The organism is uncultured Lutibacter sp. (assembly GCF_947495725.1).
GTDB lineage: Bacteria > Bacteroidota > Bacteroidia > Flavobacteriales > Flavobacteriaceae > Lutibacter.
Genome location: NZ_CANLZZ010000006.1, coordinates 128,625 through 152,150, shown reverse-complemented (window position 1 = coordinate 152,150; position 23,526 = coordinate 128,625). Strand labels below are relative to the sequence as shown.

Genomic DNA, 23,526 nt, shown 5'->3' with positions numbered 1-23,526 from the left:
CCTTTTTTAACTAAAAGAAAACACTAATATTTTACAAACGTAATTTCAGCTATTTTAGGTAATTGAGATTTTTCTAAAACTACCAATCTAAATTTTTGAGCAGTTACATCATTAAATGAAGCGTTAAAATTATTAGTAATTCTATTTCCTTCAGCCAACAATTTCCAATCTCCATCAACCAACGCTTCAATTTTAAATTTCTCTACACCTTTTTTAAACTCACCACAAATTACTTGGTTAAAAGTTTCTGGTTTTCCAAAATCTAATTCAACCCAAGGATTTTCATCTCCTTCAGCAAATTGCCAACGAGTAAATAAGTTACAATCAGTAACATTTTCAGGTTTAAACTCTTCGGAAGAACAACTAGACGCCGTCACTTTTACATTTTTATGTGGTTTTTCAATTTTTGGTAACTCTTCTAAAGGTTTTGGAAAGCTAACAGCATTACCAATTTCTTTTAATCTATTCACCACGTTTTCATCCATTAAACCTTTATCATTCGGAGCTGCATTTAGTAAGTAATTTGAATAATGTGAATTTGCAAAATTCAATTCTTTAACAACTGAAGCTACAGATTTTAATTCTTGGTTTTCATAACCTTTTTCCCAAAACCATGTAGATTGCAATGTTGGGCCTTGTTGCGAAGGTAACGTATTATCAAACGGACAATGTTGACCGTGTGTTGCCTCATAATGCACTAATTGAGTTACATTTAAATCGGTTTTACAACTGTGATTTATAACCAAACAATCTGGCTGGATTGAATGAATATGATCTGCCAATACATTAAATGGTAATTCTTCAAAATTTGGTCCGTGCCCCCATTTAGAACCCCAACCATCTATAACAATACAAATTACTTCGCCATAATTAGTTAATAGTTCCGTTAACTGATCTTTTGTAAATTGAATGTTATCCGGATTTATATTACCATTTTCAATCTTATGTTGTCTATCCCAAACAGAAAAATAAAGACCAATTTTAATATCTTCTTTTCTAAAAGCGTCTACATATTCCTTTACAATATCACCGTTGTATGAACTACTTGCAATATCGTAATCTGTTACTTTAGTATCCCATAAACAAAATCCATCGTGGTGTTTTGTAGTAAACACAGCATAATTCATTTTAGCTGATTTCGCTGCTTTTGCCCATTGATTACAATCTAAATTTGTTGGAGCAAAAGATTTTGGATCGTGGTTAGGCTTTGCCCATTGTTCTGCGTGATACGTTCCCATATTATAATGAATGAACATTCCAAAATTCAAATTTAAAAATGACAACACTGGATCTTGATCTGTTTTCTTTTCAACTTTTGAACTGCAAGACATTAAAATCAAACAAAATACAATTAGAATACTCTTTTTTATCATTTTTTAATTTGTTAATTAGGTTTAAGAACTATTCCCAATGCCATTGTACGGGATTATTTCTTTCGTTTATAGTGATTTTGAGTTATTTGATTCAGAAAGGTTTTTGACCCAGCTAGTTCAAAATTCAATTTGTTTGGTAGTTCACCAAATAAGGAAGAACCACCGCCTAATAAAATCGGAATTGTTGTTAAAATCATTTCATCTATTAAGTCTTCTTTTAAAAAACTACTAATGGTTGTCCCTCCATCAATGTATAATTTTTCATATCCTTTTTCGTGAATTTTAGCTAAAACCTCTGTTAATGAACCTTTAATTAAATAAGCTTTATCCTTATGAGATTCAGGTATTTTTTTTAATTTATTACTTAATACAAAAACAGGTTTACTATAAGGCCAATCCACATCAAATCCAAGAACGGTTTCAAATGTTGTTCTTCCCATCACAAGTGCATCAATTCCATTTATAAACTCCACATACCCCATATCATTATTTTCAGGGTTCGGAATGGAATTCAACCAATCAATTCCGCCATTTTCATCAGCTATAAAACCGTCAAGACTAGTTGCTATAAATACGCTATTTTTTTTATTCATTTATTCTCTTAAGTTTTTATTCTTATAAGTTCCTACTAGAAACAAATTAATTCTTTGAAATAGATTTAGTCTTAGATCCACTCCTATTTCCACTCACTAATATTATTTTTTTATTACTTTAATAGTTACAGGTTTTTTATCTTCCAAAACTTTTACAAAATACACTCCTTCAGGTTTATTTTTTAAACTTAGGTTAATTTTACCCGATTCAATACTGTATAATTTTGATGATATTAAACGCGAATAAGCATCATATATTTCTATAGGAACATTACCACTATTTAAAGGCAATAATAAATAAAAATCTCCACTTGTAGCATTTGGATAAACTGCTATATCACCATAAAAATCAATTTTTCTATTAATTTCACCTTCACACTCCATACTCGATTTTATTTTAACCTTATCACCTTGATTTACATCAACAGCAAAAGATTTAGCAGATGTTTCAAAAACCATTTCATTATTTATTAAAACAGTAAAAGGAGCTGTTCCCGACTCAATGTTCAATGCTAATTTATTTTTTCCTAAAGATGATTTCCCAGAAATTTCAGTAGCTTCTTTAATTTCAACATTAAAACATTGGCTTTCAGAACTTCCATCGACAGAAATACATAATTCATAACTTCCTGGCTCAATATCTTCAATAGTTATTTCATCTAAAAAATTTAAAATTGAGCCATTAAAATTAACTTTATATTCTTGTTCAAGATCGGCTTTAACAGTAATAATTCCATTGTTTTTATTTGGGCAAGTTTCTGTGGTAGTAGCAATGGTAAATTGTGCATCTAGTACAGATAAAGTTTGCCCTTCTCCAGTGTCTTCAATTGCGTTAACACCAGCGGTCCACCTAGTACCAAATCGCTCATAAGCTCCAATATCGGGTGCACTTCCTTTATAAGGTTTAGTAAAACCTGATATAATTTTTCCAGCATCAACTATAGCGCTGCCCGCTGCAGGCATAAAATTTTGACTATCTACATTTTCAAAAGGAGAGCTGCTGGTTATTAAATTATCTTGTTTATCAAATGCTGATGGTGCCGCTTCACTAAACCAGTTACCGGTACTAGCAAAATTATTGTAAACTTTATTATTTTCTTGGGTATACCCATTAATCCAAGTACCTGTGGCATTTTGAGCATTCCAAATGGTATTATGAAAAAAGTCTAAATCTGTATTATTCCAATTAACCTGATAACCCGTCCACGAAACATTCCAAACTACGTTATGATGAACGATATACCCTTTACTATTGTTATCTAAATAAATACCTGCAGCTTTTCCTGGATCGCTAGGATTATGAGAATAACTTGGTGCAGTAGCATCGTGAAACCAATTATGGTGAATTTCATTATTCTTTAAATTGGCATTCCCTACGGTGTAAAATATACCTGAATCACTATTTATTTTTTGAGATCCCGAAACATCATTATACCCTACTTCACAATTAGTGCCTGATACATACATACCGTCTCTACCTGCATTAACTATTGTGTTTTTCAATATTTTCACATTGTTTCCACTAGATCTAATGGGAGATGCATGAATACCAACATAATCAATATTACTTACATAATTACCTTCAATAATACAATCAGAAGCCGCCCAACCTGCTATTATAATACCACTTACTGAGCTGTGATTTATGGTACATCCTTTTATTATGGTATTATCTCCTAAAACTTCAAGTGCCGCTTCACCAACCTGAGCCGATGTATTGGTTAAATCATCATGACCTTCACTACCGTGAATAATCTTACAATTAATAATTTGATTGTTATCAGCATTATTATGAATTTTAATACTTCCTCCAAAAAAAGTTAGTCCTTCAAGCTTTATGTAATCTCCTTGTAACTGAGCTGCAAATTTTCGAGCAGCATATTCTACACTTCCATCTTCAGGCATATTTCCGTTAGAAGTTTGAAAATAAAGGGTACTTGATGTATTGTCGTAATACCACTCGTTTCCGTAATCCAATGCCTCTAATTTATTGAACAAGTATAACTGTCCTCTATTATTCCCAGGGTTATCTCTCCATTGCGTTGGGTTGTGCGGTGTAAATGGCCATTTATTAATATCCACCGCATCATAGTCAATTCTTGTTGCAGAACTATTGGTAATTGTACGTGTCCAACTGGCACCTGAATGTGCTCCAAGATAATATACTAAACCTCCTGTCCAGTCGATATTAGGTATACTATTTACTGCAAAATGAGTTCCATCTCCACCTGTTACTGGCGTACAATCTATTGTCCAACGGTTATTATCTGTATTATTTGGCCATCTTGCTAAATCCATATATTCACTATTGTGATAGACCGCTCTAAACCTACTTGCAATAGACATATTTACATTGGTTTTGTAAATATTTCCACTATGAAGTTGCCAACCATTTATTATCGAAGTTGCTTTAATTTCAACAGTTTCACCATCAGCAGCTTTAAAAGTTAAATAATTTCCAGCTGAACCATTTTTATTTATTGATAATTCTTCTTCATACACTCCTTCTCTTATGATACAAACATCGCCAGCAGACATAACAGAAATTGCTTTACTAAAAGTTTTAAATGGACTATTAATTGTACCATTATTAGTATCGTCACCATTAGTTGCAACATAAATATTTTCAGCAAAAATTACTGAACTATATAAAATAAAAGATAGGCAAATAAAAAATTTAGTTATTTTAATCATAGTAATTGTAGGTTTACTTTATTCAAAAGTAACATGACATCTACAATGGGAATACCACTTATAGTTATTAAATAATAACTATTGGTTAATTAACCAATAGTGTACTCTTTTATATAGGTTACAATACAATTCAACAAAACTTTACCTTGTCTATTTTAAAGATTGAAAACACCTTCATTTCCAACTGATTATACTTAAAACTAGACAAAAAAACTGTAATAAAATTAAATAAATATTTATATACTTTTTAATTATCGCTTACCAATTTCCATGAACGAACCCAATTGTAAGTTGTTGTTCTATCATTTTTAGAACCTGTCATTCCTCCATCAGCTGGAACAGGATTCCAATTATATGTTTCAACTACCATTCTTAAATACATAGGAACATTAAAATCTGCAGGTGGGGTTACTTTATCTACAAACATTCCATCTAAAAAGAATAAGACTTCATTTTTACTTTTCCACCATACACCAAAAACATGAAAATCGTCATAAACCATTCCATCTATTCGTGCTTTCCCTCCAATAATTCCTTTTGGCACATCGCAACCTTCTTCAATATTTCTACTATGTGTATTATAATTCATGAACTTTTCAAACTTTTGCAAATCCTCAACATCTTTACCTGTTATTTGTCCTATAGACTCTTGAATATCAAGTTCGGTACTTCTTTTATCACAACCTTCTCCATCCTCTCTATTATTATACAACCAAAATGTTGAAGACATAAAGGTTTTATTTGCTTTCATTTCACACTCATAATAGCCATAAGTCATTCCTTTTCTAGAACCAACATAACCTCCTCCATGTGTATATTCTCTTCCTTTCTTAATTACTTTTTTAGGCAATAAGGTTGTAGTAATTTTCAGATTTCCATCAGAAACTTTTACATTTTCAGCTAAAAACAACCCTGGTGCACGGCCAATCCATTCCTGACCAGAAATTTGCCATTTTGTTTGGTCAATTGCATTTCCATCAAATTCATCAGACATTTCTTCAACCAATTCCCATTTCATATTTAATGGCTTTGGATCTTCACCATTTTTAAAAGTAGGAGATTTTTGAGCAGTAATTGAACCCGTTATTAATAACAATATTAATACTGAGATCTGTTTTGAAAAATTCATTATTAGTTTCATTGTAATAACAATTCTTTAATTAATCAACTAATTTCCAAGATCGTACCCAATTGTATGTTGTTGTTCTATCTTCTTTTGATTTATTCATGCCTCCATCAGTTGGCACAGGGTTCCAATCATACGTTTCAACTACCATTCTTAAGTGCATAGGAATATTAAAATCTGCGGGTGGAGTTACTTTTTTTACTAATTGACCATCTAAAAAGAATAATATTTCATCTTTACTTTTCCACCACACACCATATACATGAAAATCGTCATAAACTTTTCCTCCTGCAAGTTTCCCAGCTTTACTTGTTCCTTTTTTGTAATCACATCCTTCGGGAATATTTCTACTGTGTGTATTTGAATTCATTGATTGGTCGAAATCTTTCATCCATTTAGCATCATTTACAATTTGACCTACACATTCTTGAATATCTAACTCTGTTGTTCTTTTATCACAACCTTGAACTCCTCTGCTTTCATTAATTAACCAAAACGTAGAAGACATGAAAGTTTTATTTGCTTTCATCTCACACTCGTAATAACCATATGTCATTCCTTCTCTTGAACCAACATAACCTCCTCCGTGAGTAAATTCTTTTTTATTCTTAACAACAGTTTTATCCATTTTTGTAGTTGTAATTTGTAAGCTTCCGTCTGCTACCTTTACATTTTCTGCTAAAAATAATCCAGGAGCACGACCAATCCAACCTTGACCTGAAATTTGCCATTTATTTTCATCTACTTTTTTCCCATCAAACTCGTCAGACATGTTTTTAATCAATTTCCACTTTGCACCACTTGGCTTTGGATCTTCCCCATTTAAAAAAGTTGGAGCTGTTTGAGCGAATATAGAACCAGCTATTAAAAGAACTACTAGCACTAAAAATTGTTGAGATATTTTGATAATTGATTTCATTTGAAAATTATTTTTCTATTTAATTAATATTAACTTTTACTAAGTTAAAGAGTATTAAAAGAATTTATCTCAAAAAACCCAATTGTACCATAAAATTGTTCAAAATTGCTCTTATTCTTTTTAGGGTATGGAAAAAGCTTACAAGAACAGCCTGTTTTCCCAAAAAATTTCATGTTAAAAATGGCTGAGGCTAATTATTGGTATTACGTACTAAAATTGCATCGGCGACACGATGAAACGGATTTACAATATGTTTCCCTTTATATTCTATCTCTTCGGAAAATTCTCCAGTAAATGTATTAAACCACCTATAGGTTCCTTGTGGCAAACCAACTCCTTTATTTGAATATATTGATAGTTGATAGTTTTCTTTTTCCATATAATACAAGTAAACACCAGTGTCACTTTTTAAACAATGTCCAATTTTACGCTCATCCCAAACAGGATAAAAATCTTGATAATTATAGATAGTAAAAAAGTTTTCTAAATATTTATAATATTCAAAATTTGGTTTTATAAAATCTTCATCTTGCTCATACGGATTATAAACCATTACGTTCCAAGCCAAAGCTTGCCAATAATAATTAGTATATACACCTGCAAAATAACATTGATAATTACGTTTTAAACATTCTTCGGAAATAATAAAATCGCACGGAAAAACCATATAACTAGATTCTGAATATCCAGCATTTTCAATATTTACAACAGGCTTGTTATGCTTTGTATATTCAGCAATCATTTTTGTGTAAAGAGTACTCCAACCACCTTGGTATGATATAAAATCAATTGGCGCATCTTCTGCCTTTCTAAAATCGTGGATAGTTACCAAACGATTAAATGCATCTAACTTTTTAGCTCTTTCTATACGCTCAGACATATACGGAATAGATTGTCTAAATGCTTCTTTTGAAATATTCCAAACCACATTTGGAAATGCTTGATAACGTTTTAACACATAATCAAAAAACCGATCATCTTCTGGTGAACCTGCTTTTGGCCATTTCACTTTTTTATTCCATACATAAATCATTAAATTAGCAACAATATCTTCATTGTGCATTGAACTAATTACACGATCAAATTTCTTAAAAAACGCGACATTTAATGAAGAATGATCTGGCTTGCTGTTACTTCCTAAAAATGGAAAAATATCTTCCCTTGATCCAAATTCGTGTTCTGGATGTAGTTTTAATTTTTCATCCTTTTCCCATCTCACATCGTAAGAATACAATGTAGTTACTACTTGATTAAAACCATTTTCTTTTATTAAACTTAATAAATGTTCTGTTTTGGGAATTGCTGAATCATTATCATAGTCCAAGGCAAATAACCAATCAATCTCAAACGCTTGTAAAAAGTAAGGTGTACCATCTTCATAGGCGAATTTCTTTGGATTATTTTTATCAATTACAACTGCTCCGTGTTTAGTTACTTCTGAAGTGGAAATATTAAACTTCCCTTTTTTATTATCTAGTTCTTTTAAAGAAGAAAATGTAATGTATGTCCATTCTCCAATTTCATTTGCTGAAAAACGCAGTAACCATTCTTTAGCATCATTATAAAAACCTAAAACCTTTAGTTTTTCACCATTTGGTTTGGTGAAAATTGCACCAAAATCAACTTCAAAAGGTTGTTTCACTATTTTTTTAGCAAAAAAGGACACATCTACTACTTGATACTTCTCTAATTGCACACTTTTCCTATTATATATAACCTCCTTCTTTTGTCCAATACTGTTAATTGAAATCAATAAAAAAGTTACTAAAAGCACTATTCTTAGTTGCATAATTTTAATATTTTGAAATTTCAGGAAATTTAATTATTATTTTCCCTCTTTACTAAAGGAGTTGAAGAAAATAAAAAAATATAGTCTTAACAAAAATCCATTATTTTCTATTTAATTAATCATTTGGATTTACAATATTCTCCCAATTCGTATATAAAATACGTTCTGTTGCATTTCTACCTCCTATGACCGAAGGTGCTGGTGGCGCTAAATCAAGAACTTTTTGAAGACTTTTTTTCGCTTTTTTGGCTGCTTTATTATTTGAAACTTGCATTAAATTATGTTTCTCATGAATATCATTTGGAACATCATACAATTCGCCAGTTTCATACAACTTATAAGACTGATTTCGAACAAATTGAACTCCTTTAAATTTTCCCCAATACGGTTGATATTGCCAAAACACCCAATCGCGAGGCTTGCCCGTTTTACCTTGTAATTGAGGTAAAAAACTTCTACCATCAATTGGATCATCAGCAGCATGTTTAATACTAGCTGCATCAGCAATGGTTGTATAGAAATCAGTAAAATCAATTAAATCATTACTTTTTACACCTTTTGGAGTCTGTCCTTTCCAGTAAGCTACTAATGGTACATGAGTTCCCATATCTACAGATTTACCTTTGGCTCCAGTAATGTTTTTTCCTTTCCACTTAGAGGTAATTGAAGCTGTTCCGTTATCTGAAGTAAACATAATAATAGTATTCTCTAACTGACCAATACTTTCTACTTTCTGAACAATTTTACCAACCAATTTATCTAAATAATTAACCATTGCAACATAATTTGCTTTCTTTAAATCTTTGTCTTTTGGTGTTTTATTGGCATCCTGAGTTCTAGGTTTATCACCAATTGTATCAGGAGTTGGAACAAAAGGACTATGCACTAACACAGTTGGATAATACACAAAAAATGGTTCAGCTTTATGCTTTTCAATAAAATCGCAAACAAAATCAGACATAATATCTGGTCCATATTTACCTTTATTATCTTCAACAGTTAAAAACTCTCCATTTTGAAGTAATGGTGGACTCCAAAAACGCTCCCCTCCATTTTCACCAGTTTTACCTGTAGTTACCTGCCACAAACACGACTCATCAAAACCTGCTTTTTGAGGTCTTGTTTTATCTAAAGAGCCCGGTAAATTATTGTACAATCCGTTTAATTGCCACTTACCCGCAATGGCTGTTTTATAACCTGCATCTTTCATTAAATGTCCGAATGTTTTATCCTTTGGGTTTAAGTATCCAAAATGTGTATAATTCCTAAAATTATATTGACCAGTCATAATTTTTACACGTGATGGTGTACAAATAGGCATAGAATAACAGTGATTAAATTGAACTCCCGTTGAAGCCAAAGCATCAATATTTGGCGTTTTATAGTCTTGTGCTCCGTAAGTACCAAAACAATTCCAGCTAACATCATCTGCCATAATTAAAATGATGTTTGGTTTTTTTTGCGCTGTTAATTGTATTGTTACTAGCAACACTAGTATTGAAACTATACTTTTTCTATTTAAATCCATCTCACTCTATTTTTTTTCAAATTACAAAGCTCTTCAACAATTAGTATTACCAAACATATCTTTACTTATTAATGCTTTATTGATTTCTATAACCGCCATATTATTTAAAAAACATATTTATATTATCGATTTCCTAAATAAACATTAGACTTAATAGTTTCTTTATACTTCTTTAATAATGAAGCTACTTTGTCTTGATAAGCAGGATTATTTATATAGTCTTTAGATTGGTCTTCAATAAGGTTATCATTCAAATTAAATAATCCAATAGGAGTTGCATCTAAATAATCTTTCGTTTTTTTATTGACTTGAAGAATTAATTTCCAACCTTTATCATTTATAATATATTCCTTGTCTGCGCCACCTTGAATCATTAAAAAATCATGTGTTTTGGCTCCTTTAACATTTTTAAGCACTGGCATTAAGTTGTGAGAATCTTGCGCTACAGATTTTCCAATAGTTTGATTTGTGATTCCTGCCAATGTTGCCATAATATCCATGCCAATTATTGGCTGACTAGATTGCTGTTGTTTCTTTATATTATGAGGCCATGATACTATAAAAGGCACACGATGTCCGCCTTCATATGGTAAATTTTTAGAACCTCGATATATGCTACTTGGTTGATGACCTGAAGAATAACTATCTGGAACAATATCTGGTCCCAATCCTCCATTATCAGAAGTGAAAATTATTACCGTATTATCATAAACTCCTTGTTTTTTTAGTTCGTTAATTAACATACCTACTTGTTGATCCAACTCTTTAACCATATCTAAATGTTTTGATGGAGTTGTTCCTTTAATTTTAACACCATTAATTTCAGTTGGTGGAGCATGTGGTGTATGAACAGCTTGCGAACAATAATACATGAAAAACGGTGCTGATTTATTTGCATTTTCAGCAATATAATCAACGGCTTTTCTCGCTAAAAGAGGACCCATTTCGCTTGGGTTCCAATTAGAATCTCCCCAACCAGGCTTATTAAAATGATCAACCCCTAAACGATTATAATCATCTTGATTAATAACTTTTATTGTTGAATTTTCTTTTAGCTTTAACCATTTATGGTTTTCATAAATAGCATATGGAGTGTTTTGTATACCAGCAGGTAATGAAAGACTATAATCGAAACCAAACTGTTTTGGACCATATAATATTCTAGTAATATCTACTGGTACACGTGGATTTTTCTTTTCTTGTCTATTTGAAATAAATAACACTTCTGAATTATCTTTTCTTCCGAAACCTGTACCAATATGCCATTTACCAAAAAATGCTGTGTTATAATTGGCTTGTTTCATTAAACGACCCAAGGTTAACTGTTCATCTTTAACTACAGGTTTTGAATATCCTCCCCAAACACCCCAACCTTCTGTACTTCGGTAACAGCTATTACCTGTCATAATAGCATAACGTGATGTTGCACACAAAGCTGCTGGTGAATGAGCATTGGTAAAAATCATTCCTTCATTAGCAAGTTTATCTAAGTTAGGTGTTTCCAAAACAATTTTATTACTATGTAATTTTCTATAATATGAAACATCACCTGTTCCTAAATCATCTGCTAATACAACGATAACATTTGGTCTACTGTTTTTTTGAGCAAACATTTCAACACTAAACACCGTTAGTAAAGTTATAAATGCAACTACTATTTTTATTTTATATACGTTCATTTTTATTTTATTTCAACTTTAATATTTCATCCATTTCCCTCAATAAGAAAATTATATTTTATTTATGTGTAATTATTGTGCGTTTTCCATATAAATAAGCTCCTTCTGGTATTCACTTTCAAAGAAGGGTTGATATTTATGTTGGATGCCTGGTGTTTTACTATTTCGGTTTTTGTATTCCAGATTAAAGTACTTAAGGTCTTTCACGTGGGCCATATAGTTTTCTAGCACCTCTTCTATACGATAAGTCAAAGCTGTTTCATCCCAGCGATACCAATCTTTGAATTTACCCGAGCCGTTTTGTTCTATCTTCGTTTCAATTTCATTGGCTTTTTTGGCATGTTCCAAAGCTGCATAAGCGGCCAATTGACTTTTGTGATATTCTTTGTTAATATAGAAATTCAAGGACTTCGTAAAATCAGCAGCCATTGCCGTTAAGTGGAACATTTTCGCTGTAGGTAATACCATATCAACATTATAAAAATTCAATCTTCCGCCCGATAATGAACTTTTGGCATTAAGAGTATGTTGCACCGAAACTGCCCATTTTGATTTGGCAGAACGGTATGTTTGAGCATAGGCATCAAGAAGAAAATTCATTTTCGAATGAAAGTCCTTTTGCTGTTTAAACTCCTTACGACCATCACCCGGAAATTCTTTCTTTACAAATTTATCATTGAATTCTTTCTGATAGGCCATGTTTAATAATTGCTCTACGTAAAAGTAGAACCATTCATCGCCAGGTTTTCGTTCAGGGTCTCCTAAGTCGAATTGGTTAGCAAAAAAGTCTTTATAGCTTTGAATAATGGCAGGCGAACCGGAGTTGAACTTGTCGTTTACATACCAATCGAAATAGTAATCGCCAGTGGCATTTTCTTTATAGCTATCGAAATCATTCATGTAATTCACCATTTGCTGCACGCCGAATATCTTCTCCTTAAAATTGCCCACATTGAGCACAATCATATCCGTTAGGCCATGACTGATGGCTTTGTCCATTTCACGATGCAGAATGTCAGGATGAATAGTATTAATGCGCAGATGGGTTTTACGATTGTGATAGGAAACATGTTGGTAAACGCCTTTACCTAGATTTGTCTTTTTTGCAGATTCCCATGTGCCTTTAGGGAATTCACCGTATCCTTGGTCAGAGAATAGAATCATTGTCTGCGGCGGATACTTTAATAAACCCTCGCGATACATCCCTCCCAATTCACTCCACAGATAACCACACACCAAAGGCTCGTCATTACCAGTGATTTCTTTGATTAAATCGTATTGGGTTTGTATCACTTCATTAACCACTTTTGCTTTCACAGCTAGTGGACTATCATGTGAAACATTTGGGTCGTTATGCCAAAAGGCACCATCTAGATAACCTCTAAAATTAAGGGTCCATATTACATTTTTACCTTTTTGTCGTTCGATGGCATCTCGCCAGAATTTTACAAAATGCTCTTTGTGTGTTGACCATGAATAAGGAATATTCTTTGGCCAATACAAAGGCACACTTCCAACGGGTTCGGCATGATGCTGTGCAATATACAAGCCCATATCAGAAGCCAGTTTAAGATGAGGTTCATCGGCCAATACCAAGGTTGAAGGAATAACTCCGGTCATTTTAAGGCGCAACATTGTTTCAAAAAAACGCTCCATAAACTCCAGATTGAAACCATATTCCAGTTTTTCCATCTGAAATCCTACGATTAAATCTTCATCGTTTACAAAAAACACACGGTGTTTATAGGTGTATGGTTTTGAGGTAACAGTACCTGCCTTTACTTGAATAGAAGACACAGGCTGTGGAACTATATCGGTAAAATAAACAAAAGGGTCAATGCCTAGATAATCCTCTGAAAAAGTGTAAATCCCATGTAGTAAGCCTAATTCATCAGAACCGGTAAAAGTGATTTTACCACTGCTTATTTCAATTTTGAATTTATCAAACGCATTCCAATCCTTATCAATGTTCAGAACAATATCAATGGCTTCTTCCTGAGATATTGCAGTTCCAAATTTTCGTTGAAAATCTTGCTGTAATGCTTTGTGTGCAAAAGACACAGCTAGCGATTCTGTTTTATCATGAATGCGAATATTATTATACAACTTAACATTTTTCGCACCTAACGAAGTGGCCATTAATAGTATGATTACCAAGTAGATATTTATTTTATTTCTCATCGTTTTAATATTTTGCATTTATAATATTCTTCCAATCGGGATATATAATTTGTGTTTTGGTATTTCTACCATCCGCAACTATCGGAGCAGCAAGTGCAGTGTTAAACACTTTTTGGAGTTCCTCTTTCGCTTTTTGAACAGAGGCATTGTTTGGATGCTCCATTAAATCGTTTTTTTCGTAGATATGTTTTAGATGATATTTTATTTCCACTTTAATATTTCATTCATTTCTAAGAAAAAGAACAATGCCCAATCTTGGTCATTTGCCCATTCATCGTAAAATTCTGCTTTTACACCGTTCACTTTTTCAGGATAAATATATACTGCTGCTCCAGTACCATTGTCTCTAATATTACAAAGGTTGTTTTCTAAACAAATTTTCCCTCTACGCAAATATTCTTCATTACCTGTAGCTGCGTAATACTGAATATATGCTCTACCAGTTAATGCAGACCAATAGTGTGGCATAGTATCTCCCCACGATTGTCTTTTTCCAAACCAATATCCATCCCAATGACGTATACCTACTTCATTTAAATGATAATCTGGTTGTTGCCCATTAAAAGCTTCCAATATTTTAAGGTGTTTTTCACCTTCTTCTAAATAATGTTTGTCTTTGGTTATATGATATAATTCCAAATAGAAATTAACAGCTGGCGAAACAATAGACTGTTCAAAAACAACTTCGTGACTAGGATAATTAATTCCGTTTTTATCATATTCTTTAGCTACCATTTTATAATCATTCAACAAAATTTCAGCCTCTTTATTAAACCCAGCTTCACGTAAATAATCGATACTTTTTTTAATTGGCACACAAATAGCGTAGAAATCGTAACCAAACTCTTTATACCACTTACGCATTGTGTGGTAACAATCTTTAATGTAAACTGGGTTTTTAGTTTGTTTGTATAATTCTGCATAAAAAGCGGCAACCCAAGGATAATTATAACCTCTGTGTCGTTTTGTATGATCTACTGTTGAATACACCTTATACTCTGGCGTTTGTAATTTATAGCGTACAAACTGGTAATATTCTTCTAAAGACTCTTTATATTTCTTTTTTGAATTTGGAAATTGTTGTAACCAATTTGCAATGGCAACACCCATTCCTAAACGTTCTGCACCTTCATCGTGATCTACTTTAAATGGAATGTTTTGATAAATCTCATTTTCTTCATTATCATACAACATATAAGCACCAAAACGTGGATCTGATTTATCTTTCATTTGTTGCTTATCAATAATAAAATCGACCCTTTTTTTCAATAACTTTTTTGTTGGAAGCGAAAAATATAGGTTGATTACCGTTTTTTTACCATTATAATTTAAGGTTACAACTTTATCTCCTATTTTTTTTGCTTTGAATTCTGCTGTAATTAGATTACCTACTTGTTTGAATTTAATTGGAGTTCCTTCCACAGAACAACTCACATTTTCTAATTTTTTATTCGATTTAAAACGCATTTTAGCAGTTTCACCCAATGGAATAAAATACTTATCGGCCTCTGCAATTACGGTTCCGTTTGCTAATGCTTTTGCATAAAAATCTTCATAACCATTATGCCAAAATACTTTCCACGTTAATCCATAAGTACTATTTGGTTTTATAGTAGTTGGCTCTACTTTTAATGTAATTCCACCACGTAGGTTTGAACCTGCCACTTTTCTTGGCATTGTACTCGTGTTTACAAGTTCGTAATGACGAATACTTCCATCAGTTACCACCAAACCTAAATGAGGAGCTTCCGTTCCCATTCTAATAGCATTTACATATGATGAATTGTATCCACCTGCCCAAACATGTACATTGCAACGGCTTATCATACAAACTTCTGCTCCACCAGCATACCAATCTTTTAACGGTGTATAAATACCCATATCAACAACTTTTAAATCATTTGGACTGATATTTTCAACATTAAAATTCTCAATTAATTCTCCTTCATTGTTGAATGATCTTGTGATATTCATATTAAAATCTGGAAAGTTATACGTGTAAGTTGTCTTTCCATCTTTTACCGAAATATTAGAAATTGAATTCCATTTAAAAGTTTCTTTTTTTCCTGCTTTTTCTATGGTTACAAAACCTAATCCCCAACCAAATTCAGGAGTAAACCATTCTAACTCACTTCCATCTGTAGCAAAAATCCAATTCATATTGTGCTTATCATTCTTATGCATAATCTTCTGAATTCCTCCAGTTTGCATATCTGTATGAATAATAAAATCTGTTTCTTGTGATTGCGCGTTTCCTATTCCTATTGAAAATGCAAATAGAAATATTGTCTTTTTAATAAATTGTTTCATCTCTGAGTTTATATCTTAGATTTTATATTTGTATAACTGTAAACTTTTGGCTTGCCTTTACCTCTAGCTTTTTTAATTTCAATTTTCCAAGCTTGTCTTAATTCTTCAAGAATTGCTTTGTTCTTTGATTCGTTTACTAAATTGTGAACCTCGTTTGGATCTTGCTTTAAATGATATAATTCTTCATAAACAGGTCGTTCTCCATTTATAGGTCCTTCAACAAAACTTCTATAAACCGCCATTTGACTTGGGTGCACTTCATACAACATTACTCGCAAAGGAATTTTATATTCTTTGGCTAGTTCTACTCTCTTTTGAGCTGAAATATTGTTGTTTTTGTAATATCTAATGTATTTCCAATCTTTTGTTTGAACAGCTTCACATCTAGGATTCCCGAAGGTGGTGGACCATAAATTTTCGGTGTATAAATAATCTCTAACTTTTGGTTTTTCTCCATTTATAAAATTGGAAAGATCTTTTCCTTGCATTGAATTTGGAATCTCGGCACCTGCTAATGATAATAATGTTGGAGCAACATCAATAGTTTGTACTAAAGCATCACTTTTAAAACCTTTTTTCTGTTTAGGATTGTACATAAACATAGGTACATGTGTTGTTTTTTCATAACACAACGATTTTCCTCCTAAGCCAAATTCTCCCATAAATAATCCGTGATCTGAAGTAAAAATGATAATGGTATTTTTATCCAATTTTAGTTCTTCCAACTTTTTACGAAGTTTACCTACTAACCTATCAACTCCAGTTATACATTGTAATTGACGAATATAACGTTCGCGAAAACCTTCAGGAGTATCTACATAATCATAACCTGTTTGCCTGTCATTTGCATGATGAATTTCTGCAGGAAGTTTGGGCGTTTTAATATCTGCTCTTGCAATATAATTTTCTGGCAATGGAATTTCTAAATCTCTGTAAAGCGTTTTATAAATAGCATCATCCGTTTCTTTTTGGCGCATTGTGCTAGTTGTTGCTCCATGGGGAATGTTGAAATTTAAATTCAATAAAAAAGGTTGGTCTTTAGGTCTGCTATCTAAAAAACTTATCGCTCCTTTTAACCTTCTTGCATTTGGATCTAAAAACTGTTCTACTCCTTCTTGTAAAATTTCAACCTGAGTATCTGCAATAGCATCTTGAAAAATTTCTCGTTTTTCCTTTGGATAAAAATAAACACCACCATGACTTGCATACCAATAATCATAACTTTTTTCTGCCAAACCGCTTTCATAACCTCCTTTTCCAATTGGTGAATGATTTTTACCAATATAACCTGTATAATAACCGGCTTTACGCATTAAAACTGGATACGATTCTGACCAAGCTTCATTTGAAACAGTTGTGGCTGAATTAAAATTTACACCGTGTTTACGTTCATACTGTCCTAACAAAATAGAAACCCTACTTGGTGTACAAATAGCACTACTTACGTGTGCATTTGTAAACAAAACACTTTCACCAGCCAACTTATCTAAATTAGGAGTTTGTATAATTTTATTACCTGTACACCCCATCATTCCATAGGATTGATCGTCAGTTAAAATGAAAATGATATTTGGACGCTTAGTATTCTGCGAGTAGCCTGAAATAACATACAACCCTAATATTACAACCAAAACAAGTTGTTTAAAATTTACTTTCTTATACATTTTTAATATTTTATTTAGTTTCAATCCATTCTAATTTATCAATACTCACTCCCATATCTGGGTAAACAACACTAGAAATATACCACTGTCCATCTTCATCTTGAAAAATTTCAGGAGCGTGCGCATTTAGTATTGTTATTTCTTTTTCGTTATCTATTCCGAAATTTGAAATATCATTTGATGCATATACGTGCGCATTATGTGTGTATGCTCCCATTAAGCTAACCCTATCCCATTGTCCTTTTTTCCACGAACACACAAAAAGATAAAAAGTATTGTTATGAAAAATAACCGATGGAGATTCAGGATCAAACTCATTGGTTGTTAATACCGTTTTAGCCTCGCTCCATTCAATTAAATCTTTTGAAGTTCTCATACGAACACATTTTTCTGAACAATATGTCATATAATAAGTTCCATTATGAAGTATTAAATTTGGATCACGTGCTCCTTTTTCTTCTTCAAATAGTGTACCTCTTGGGGTCCATTTATACAAATCTGGCGAGGTTGCTAAACGTATTGGACTATGACCATACACCATATAATACAAACCACCTTTCTTCACAATATAAGGAGCGTGATTCGCAGGAATTTCTCCTGGACGTTCTTTAGGAGTTAATACTTTTTTTAAATCTTTATAATGATGTTCTTTAACCGTTTTTTTGAAATTTGATTTTGATGAAACAGCATGAAAAGAAGCATATTCACCTTGATGAATATTACCCAATTTAGGATCCGTATATGGGTGTGTAATTCCAAATATATGCCATAAACCATCTTCTGCTTTTACAAAACAATGATCGTTTGGAATCCAGCGGTCGTACCATTCTCCTTCTTTTAATTCATTAGTATTTGGTCCAAAAAAATAATCTCCTGCTGGTTGATAAATTTCAACATAATTGTTGGCTTGTTTTGGTACTAACACCTTATTTGTTTGCGCATTTACTTGGTTAAATACCAATACAAACAGTACAATAAATACGATTTTAAGTTTCATATTACATTTATTTAATGCTCAGCTGCTTTAATCTTTTTTTGAATTAGGATACTTATAACGTTTCTGTGCTAAAACTTTACCTTCGGAAGGAATTGGCCACTTATCCGTTCTAAAACAAGCAACTGGCAATCCATTTCTATCTATTAAATTTGAAACAGGCTTGTTAGACCAAGCGTATCTTACTGCCACTGGGTTTTTAATTCCAACTGAACTCACCTCAACTTTATTTTTACCAATAATTTTAGCATCTGCCCAAACAAATTTTTGATTTTCTCCAGCAATTGAAAACCCTTTCACAATACTAGAACTAAAGGCATATAAACCTTGATCTATATTATCAAATTGGATAGTTATTTTGTTTCCTTGAATTTCCATTGAATTATATCGAGGACTTCTACCTTCAATTTTAAAATTATAAGTATCATCTAAAGCTAAACGGGCAAGACGATTACCCATTTCTTGCTTGTTTCTATAATGAATATCATTTCCTTCACCTACATCCATAGAAATTACTTCTCCTGTGTTTGGTAACGATAAGGTTTTTGACATTCCTTCACGCAATTCGGCCCAAGAACTCTCTGTTGGTTCTATGTCTGGCTCTTTCATACTTGCAATTTGAATCCAATAAAAAGGAAAATCGCCTTGTTTCCAACGTTCTCTCCACGAATTAATCATTATTGGAAATAAATCACTGTATTGATCACCACGCCCAAGGTTACTTTCACCTTGACACCAAATTGAACCTTTAATACCATAACCTATAATTGGGTGAATTACTCCATTATATGCATTTGCAGGTCTATTTTGTCCAATTCTAATATCTCTAGGAGGACGCATTTTTTGCCCAGGTTTTCCTGCTTTTTCCCAAGCCTTATATTCTTTAGTATAATCAATTAACATTTGATCTGTAAATTGATTAATCCTCCAATCCCAATCTTCTAAAAACTCTTTATGCTTGTACTTTTTTTCAATAGCATCTCTTGGAATCCAAGATTCTAAGGAAGATGCTCCCCAAGACGCATTTATCAATCCTATAGGAACATCTAAAATTTGATGTAATCTTCTTCCAAAAAAATAACCTGCAGCTGAAAACTTTGGAATTGTTTCTGAAGTGCAAGTAACCCAATCTGTTTTCTCAATATCTGATTGAGGTTCTGAAACACCAACTAAAGGAATACTCATAAGTCGTATTTTAGGATAGTTTGCGGAAAGCATTTCAAGCTCAGCATGATTAGAATTTTCTACACTCCATTGCATATTAGATTGCCCTGTACATATCCACACTTCACCAATAAGAATATCTTCAAAAACAATTTTATTCTCTCCTTCAACAACCATTTTATAAGGTCCACCAGCTTTCATAGCATCTAATTGAATTCGCCATTCACCTTTGTGATTGGCAACCGTTTTATGCAACTGACCTGCAATTGACACCGTTATTTTCTCCCCAACATTCGCAGTTCCCCAAATTGGATTTTGTTGATGACGTTGTAACACCATATGGCTACCAAAAACATTGGCTACCTTAACTTCTGCATGAAGTACAATAGTACTTATACAAAAAAGAAATACGAATATTAATTGTTTTTTCATTACTTAAAATTTTGTTTATTATTATTCGCCTATAAAGTCATTAATGCCTGGCACCCAAGTACGATTATATTTTTTTACTGTTTTGAATTCAAAATATTCAGCCTTTGAATTAGGATCTAATTTTTTGGCTAACTTGTTAAGTTCATTAGGCTCTGTATTTGGCCAAACTCCTTTTTCTATTCGTTGCTTCACCGTTTCAATAGCTGCCAGCCATTCCCCAACAGAAAATGTGCAATGTCCCCAACGATTTACATAAGCACTGCGAAAAAGTTTTGAATATCCATTTTTAACCACTAAATCTTCATAACCTTTAACCATTGATGGATATACTAAACCATCTCCACTAGTACTCAATCGTAAAAATGGAATTTTAGGCTCTCCAATATGAGTACGACCAGGTTTACTCCACCATTTTTTTGCTGAAGCATCTGCTTTAATCCTAGGAAAGTTATTTACTTTTTTAATATCGCTTTTTAGGCTAATTCCAGCTTTCTTGTATAAATCTTCAACAGTTTTTTTATACAACTCATTACCGTTTTCATAAAATTCTCTATAATCTACACCTGTATTTCCTTTTATTTGTCCTGGTGCAGCAAGTTCAATCATTGTAGTTCCAAAAGTTCCTCTATTTGGTAAAAGACGAACCAAACTTTCATACATGCTATTTTGTAATTCTATAGTATTATTCAAATTTGGGTTTGGAACAGGTGCTTCTCCTTTTCCTCCCCAAGCTTGCCATTGTCCAATTGTTATTGCCAGAGCAATTCTAGCACGACCTTCTGGAGTTTTTTGCGCAGCTTTCACCACGTTTTCCCAATCTTTTGCGATTCTCTGCATTTCAGCACCTTTAAGAGGAATCTCTAAAATAGGAAGTTCAGGTGCCAAAAGTGCCTTTAAAACAAATAATGCATCTAAATGCGTATTTGCCATCCAAGGACTTGTTGCTCCACACAATGCAATTGTACCGTCTATTCTGTCTGGATGAATTTCAGCCATTGCAATAGTAACAGTTCCACCACCTGAGCAACCTATTTGAATAGTTTTTAAAGGTTTTCCAAAATTAGCTTCAAATATATCTAACACAGAAATTATATCATGTATTTCATGAGCAGGATCGTATGCTTTCATTCTACCTGGGCGCCTTTTTGTTCCTGATAAAGCATACCCCATTTCTAAGAGTTTTACATTACGTTGAGAATCTGCAGATTTATAATAATCTAAATCACTAAGTAAAATTCCATTCCAATTTTTAGGTACTCGGATTCTATATAAAGTTCCTCGAATTGGAATTGAGTCGGCCAACTCTACAAAAATTCCTTTAGGGTGAGATTTAAACTTTTCAGACAAATCAGGTAGATGCCAATTTTGGTCTTCACCTTGAGCCGAAACTACCGTAAAAAAAAGTAAATTACTCACCAATAAAACAAGAAACATTAAACTATTTCCCTTAATTGAATATCTATTTTTTAGCTTCATATTTATTTTTTTACAACTTTAACTCTCTTCCCCCATTCAAACCATCTCGCTTTCATTTCTGAAAGTCTTTTTGGATATTTTACTGCTAAATCATTCTGTTCTGTTGGATCTTTTTTTAAATTGAAAAGCTCCCACTTTTTTCCATCTTTATCTTTAGACCAAGCAATTTTCCAGTTTCCTTTTCGGTATGCTTTATTGGATCCGTGTTCCATAAACCATTCATTGCGATCTAAGTTCCTACCTTTAAATACAGGCATTAAACTTAAGCCTTCCATCGGTTGAATTTTATTTCCGTTATATGAAAGTGGATAACTAGTATTTGATATCTCAACAATGGTTGGCAATACATCTATAATACTAGCAACATCTTTTATTAAAACATTCTTTTTTTTAAGCTTTTTGGGCCAATGCATAATAAATGGTGTTGCTACACCACCTTCGTGACCAGATTTCTTGAATTTTCGATAAGGTGTATTACTTAAATTAGCCCAAGATTCGCCATAACTCATATACGTAGTTGCTGGTCCAGACATAAGATTTGGGACATTTCCTGGAGTAACTTTTTCTCCTTTTAAAGTAACAGTAACTTCTTTTTCACTCACCCATTTTTCAACACCTTGTAATGTTTCGGCACAGCCTCCATTATCCGATAAAAATATAATTAGTGTATTTTCAAACTCGCCTTCCTTTTTCAACTTGTCAATAATTCTTCCAATTCCTTGGTCCATATTATCAATTTGAGCTACATAAGTTTTCATACGTTGGATTTCCCATTCTTTGTTTTCAACAGAATTCCATTCTGTAGCTCTAAAGTCTCGCTGACTAAGTTTGGTGTTTTTAGGAATAATTCCCATTTTTTTCATTCTTACCAAACGTTCCTCTCTTAAAACATCCCAACCTTTATCAAAAACACCTTCATATTTTGCAATGTCTTTTTCTAAAGCGTGCAAAGGCCAATGTGGAGCAGTGTACGCCACATAAAAGAAAAATGGCTTATTTGCTTTTTCTTTAAAATGTTGATCTAGAAAAGTTACTGTAGAATCAGATATAGCATCGGTGTAATAGAATTTATCATCTGGTTTTAGCTTAACATTTTCATTATTATTTGTTAATGTATAAGGATCAAAATAGCTTCCTACACCTTTTATGGTTCCGTAAAATTTATCAAAACCACGTTGAATTGGCCAGTTATGAATATCATCGTTTGTATTAGAATCCGCCACATGCCATTTACCTGTCATATACGTTGCATAGCCATTTGTTTTTAATGCTTCTGCAATTGTTACACATTTATTATTCAAATCTCCATAACCGTGACCAACCATACCGCCAACTCCTACTTGATGTGGATACAAACCTGTTAACAATGCCGCACGTGTTGGGCAGCATCTAGCATTATTGTAAAATTGAGTAAATCGAACTCCATTTTCAGCAAGTTTGTCTAAGTTTGGCGTTTTAATTTCTCCACCGTAACAACCAATATCTGAAAAACCCATATCATCTGCCATTATTAAAACAATATTGGGTTGTTTTTGAGCATATAATTGAATTGCCAACAGTAGTAATAAAATATTCAGCTTACGCTTCATAATGTGAGTCTTAAA

General features: G+C 32.6%; 16 protein-coding genes. All 16 read right to left on the bottom strand.

Going from position 1 to position 23,526, the window contains the following annotated elements:
* Positions 1-23 precede the first annotated feature (23 nt).
* The 16 genes from Q0776_RS14375 to Q0776_RS14300 all read right to left on the bottom strand — a co-directional run bounded on the left by Q0776_RS14375 (position 24) and on the right by Q0776_RS14300 (position 23,511).
* Positions 24-1,373 (bottom strand): alpha-L-fucosidase, encoded by a 1,350-nt coding sequence (locus Q0776_RS14375; RefSeq protein WP_298369672.1) that lies wholly within the window; start codon positions 1,371-1,373, stop codon positions 24-26.
* A 53-nt stretch (positions 1,374-1,426) separates the two neighbouring features.
* Entirely contained in the window at positions 1,427-1,966 is a 540-nt protein-coding gene (locus tag Q0776_RS14370; RefSeq protein WP_298369670.1) for a dihydrofolate reductase family protein, read from the bottom strand.
* 102 nt (positions 1,967-2,068) lie between these two features.
* Positions 2,069-4,660, bottom strand: coding sequence for a T9SS type A sorting domain-containing protein (locus Q0776_RS14365; protein WP_298369668.1), 2,592 nt, complete (start codon positions 4,658-4,660; stop codon positions 2,069-2,071).
* Between the two features lie 247 nt (positions 4,661-4,907).
* Positions 4,908-5,801 (bottom strand): family 16 glycosylhydrolase, encoded by an 894-nt coding sequence (locus tag Q0776_RS14360; protein WP_298369666.1) that lies wholly within the window; start codon positions 5,799-5,801, stop codon positions 4,908-4,910.
* A 19-nt stretch (positions 5,802-5,820) separates the two neighbouring features.
* On the bottom strand, positions 5,821-6,705 hold the full coding sequence (locus Q0776_RS14355; RefSeq protein WP_298369664.1) for a family 16 glycosylhydrolase: 885 nt from the start codon (positions 6,703-6,705) through the stop codon (positions 5,821-5,823).
* A gap of 190 nt (positions 6,706-6,895) precedes the next feature.
* On the bottom strand, positions 6,896-8,494 hold the full coding sequence (locus Q0776_RS14350; protein ID WP_298369663.1) for a DUF5060 domain-containing protein: 1,599 nt from the start codon (positions 8,492-8,494) through the stop codon (positions 6,896-6,898).
* A 115-nt stretch (positions 8,495-8,609) separates the two neighbouring features.
* Positions 8,610-10,022 (bottom strand): sulfatase-like hydrolase/transferase, encoded by a 1,413-nt coding sequence (locus tag Q0776_RS14345; RefSeq protein ID WP_298369662.1) that lies wholly within the window; start codon positions 10,020-10,022, stop codon positions 8,610-8,612.
* Positions 10,023-10,144: 122 nt separating this feature from the next.
* A complete protein-coding gene (locus tag Q0776_RS14340; RefSeq protein WP_298369661.1) occupies positions 10,145-11,701 on the bottom strand; it encodes an arylsulfatase in 1,557 nt (518 codons plus the stop codon).
* A gap of 72 nt (positions 11,702-11,773) precedes the next feature.
* Positions 11,774-13,840, bottom strand: a complete 2,067-nt coding sequence (locus Q0776_RS14335; RefSeq protein WP_298369659.1) for a glycosyl hydrolase 115 family protein — start codon at positions 13,838-13,840, stop codon at positions 11,774-11,776.
* 46 nt (positions 13,841-13,886) lie between these two features.
* The gene (locus tag Q0776_RS14330) at positions 13,887-14,045 is read right to left on the bottom strand and encodes a hypothetical protein (RefSeq protein ID WP_298369657.1); all 159 of its coding nucleotides are present in this window, start codon (positions 14,043-14,045) and stop codon (positions 13,887-13,889) included.
* Positions 14,046-14,083: 38 nt separating this feature from the next.
* A complete protein-coding gene (locus Q0776_RS14325) occupies positions 14,084-16,192 on the bottom strand; it encodes a hypothetical protein (RefSeq protein ID WP_298369655.1) in 2,109 nt (702 codons plus the stop codon).
* An 8-nt stretch (positions 16,193-16,200) separates the two neighbouring features.
* Positions 16,201-17,856 carry a sulfatase-like hydrolase/transferase gene (locus tag Q0776_RS14320; protein WP_298369653.1) on the bottom strand — a complete coding sequence of 552 codons (1,656 nt, stop codon included), beginning with the start codon at positions 17,854-17,856 and terminating at the stop codon, positions 16,201-16,203.
* Positions 17,857-17,866: 10 nt separating this feature from the next.
* The gene (locus Q0776_RS14315; protein WP_298369651.1) at positions 17,867-18,853 is read right to left on the bottom strand and encodes a family 43 glycosylhydrolase; all 987 of its coding nucleotides are present in this window, start codon (positions 18,851-18,853) and stop codon (positions 17,867-17,869) included.
* Between the two features lie 27 nt (positions 18,854-18,880).
* Complete coding sequence (locus Q0776_RS14310; protein WP_298369648.1) at positions 18,881-20,446, bottom strand: sialate O-acetylesterase; 1,566 nt, start codon at positions 20,444-20,446, stop codon at positions 18,881-18,883.
* 21 nt (positions 20,447-20,467) lie between these two features.
* Positions 20,468-21,922: an alpha/beta hydrolase gene (locus Q0776_RS14305; protein ID WP_298369646.1), complete on the bottom strand. Its 1,455-nt coding sequence runs from the start codon at positions 21,920-21,922 to the stop codon at positions 20,468-20,470.
* A 2-nt stretch (positions 21,923-21,924) separates the two neighbouring features.
* Positions 21,925-23,511, bottom strand: coding sequence for an arylsulfatase (locus tag Q0776_RS14300; RefSeq protein ID WP_298369644.1), 1,587 nt, complete (start codon positions 23,509-23,511; stop codon positions 21,925-21,927).
* Positions 23,512-23,526 lie beyond the last annotated feature (15 nt).

Coding starts and splice junctions, on each gene's coding strand:
- Q0776_RS14375 (WP_298369672.1), bottom strand. CDS start 1,373: ATGATAAAAAAGAGTATTCTAATTGTATTTTGTTTGATTTTAATGTCT.
- Q0776_RS14370 (WP_298369670.1), bottom strand. CDS start 1,966: ATGAATAAAAAAAATAGCGTATTTATAGCAACTAGTCTTGACGGTTTT.
- Q0776_RS14365 (WP_298369668.1), bottom strand. CDS start 4,660: ATGATTAAAATAACTAAATTTTTTATTTGCCTATCTTTTATTTTATAT.
- Q0776_RS14360 (WP_298369666.1), bottom strand. CDS start 5,801: ATGAAACTAATAATGAATTTTTCAAAACAGATCTCAGTATTAATATTG.
- Q0776_RS14355 (WP_298369664.1), bottom strand. CDS start 6,705: ATGAAATCAATTATCAAAATATCTCAACAATTTTTAGTGCTAGTAGTT.
- Q0776_RS14350 (WP_298369663.1), bottom strand. CDS start 8,494: ATGCAACTAAGAATAGTGCTTTTAGTAACTTTTTTATTGATTTCAATT.
- Q0776_RS14345 (WP_298369662.1), bottom strand. CDS start 10,022: ATGGATTTAAATAGAAAAAGTATAGTTTCAATACTAGTGTTGCTAGTA.
- Q0776_RS14340 (WP_298369661.1), bottom strand. CDS start 11,701: ATGAACGTATATAAAATAAAAATAGTAGTTGCATTTATAACTTTACTA.
- Q0776_RS14335 (WP_298369659.1), bottom strand. CDS start 13,840: ATGGCCACTTCGTTAGGTGCGAAAAATGTTAAGTTGTATAATAATATT.
- Q0776_RS14330 (WP_298369657.1), bottom strand. CDS start 14,045: ATGGAGCATCCAAACAATGCCTCTGTTCAAAAAGCGAAAGAGGAACTC.
- Q0776_RS14325 (WP_298369655.1), bottom strand. CDS start 16,192: ATGAAACAATTTATTAAAAAGACAATATTTCTATTTGCATTTTCAATA.
- Q0776_RS14320 (WP_298369653.1), bottom strand. CDS start 17,856: ATGTATAAGAAAGTAAATTTTAAACAACTTGTTTTGGTTGTAATATTA.
- Q0776_RS14315 (WP_298369651.1), bottom strand. CDS start 18,853: ATGAAACTTAAAATCGTATTTATTGTACTGTTTGTATTGGTATTTAAC.
- Q0776_RS14310 (WP_298369648.1), bottom strand. CDS start 20,446: ATGAAAAAACAATTAATATTCGTATTTCTTTTTTGTATAAGTACTATT.
- Q0776_RS14305 (WP_298369646.1), bottom strand. CDS start 21,922: ATGAAGCTAAAAAATAGATATTCAATTAAGGGAAATAGTTTAATGTTT.
- Q0776_RS14300 (WP_298369644.1), bottom strand. CDS start 23,511: ATGAAGCGTAAGCTGAATATTTTATTACTACTGTTGGCAATTCAATTA.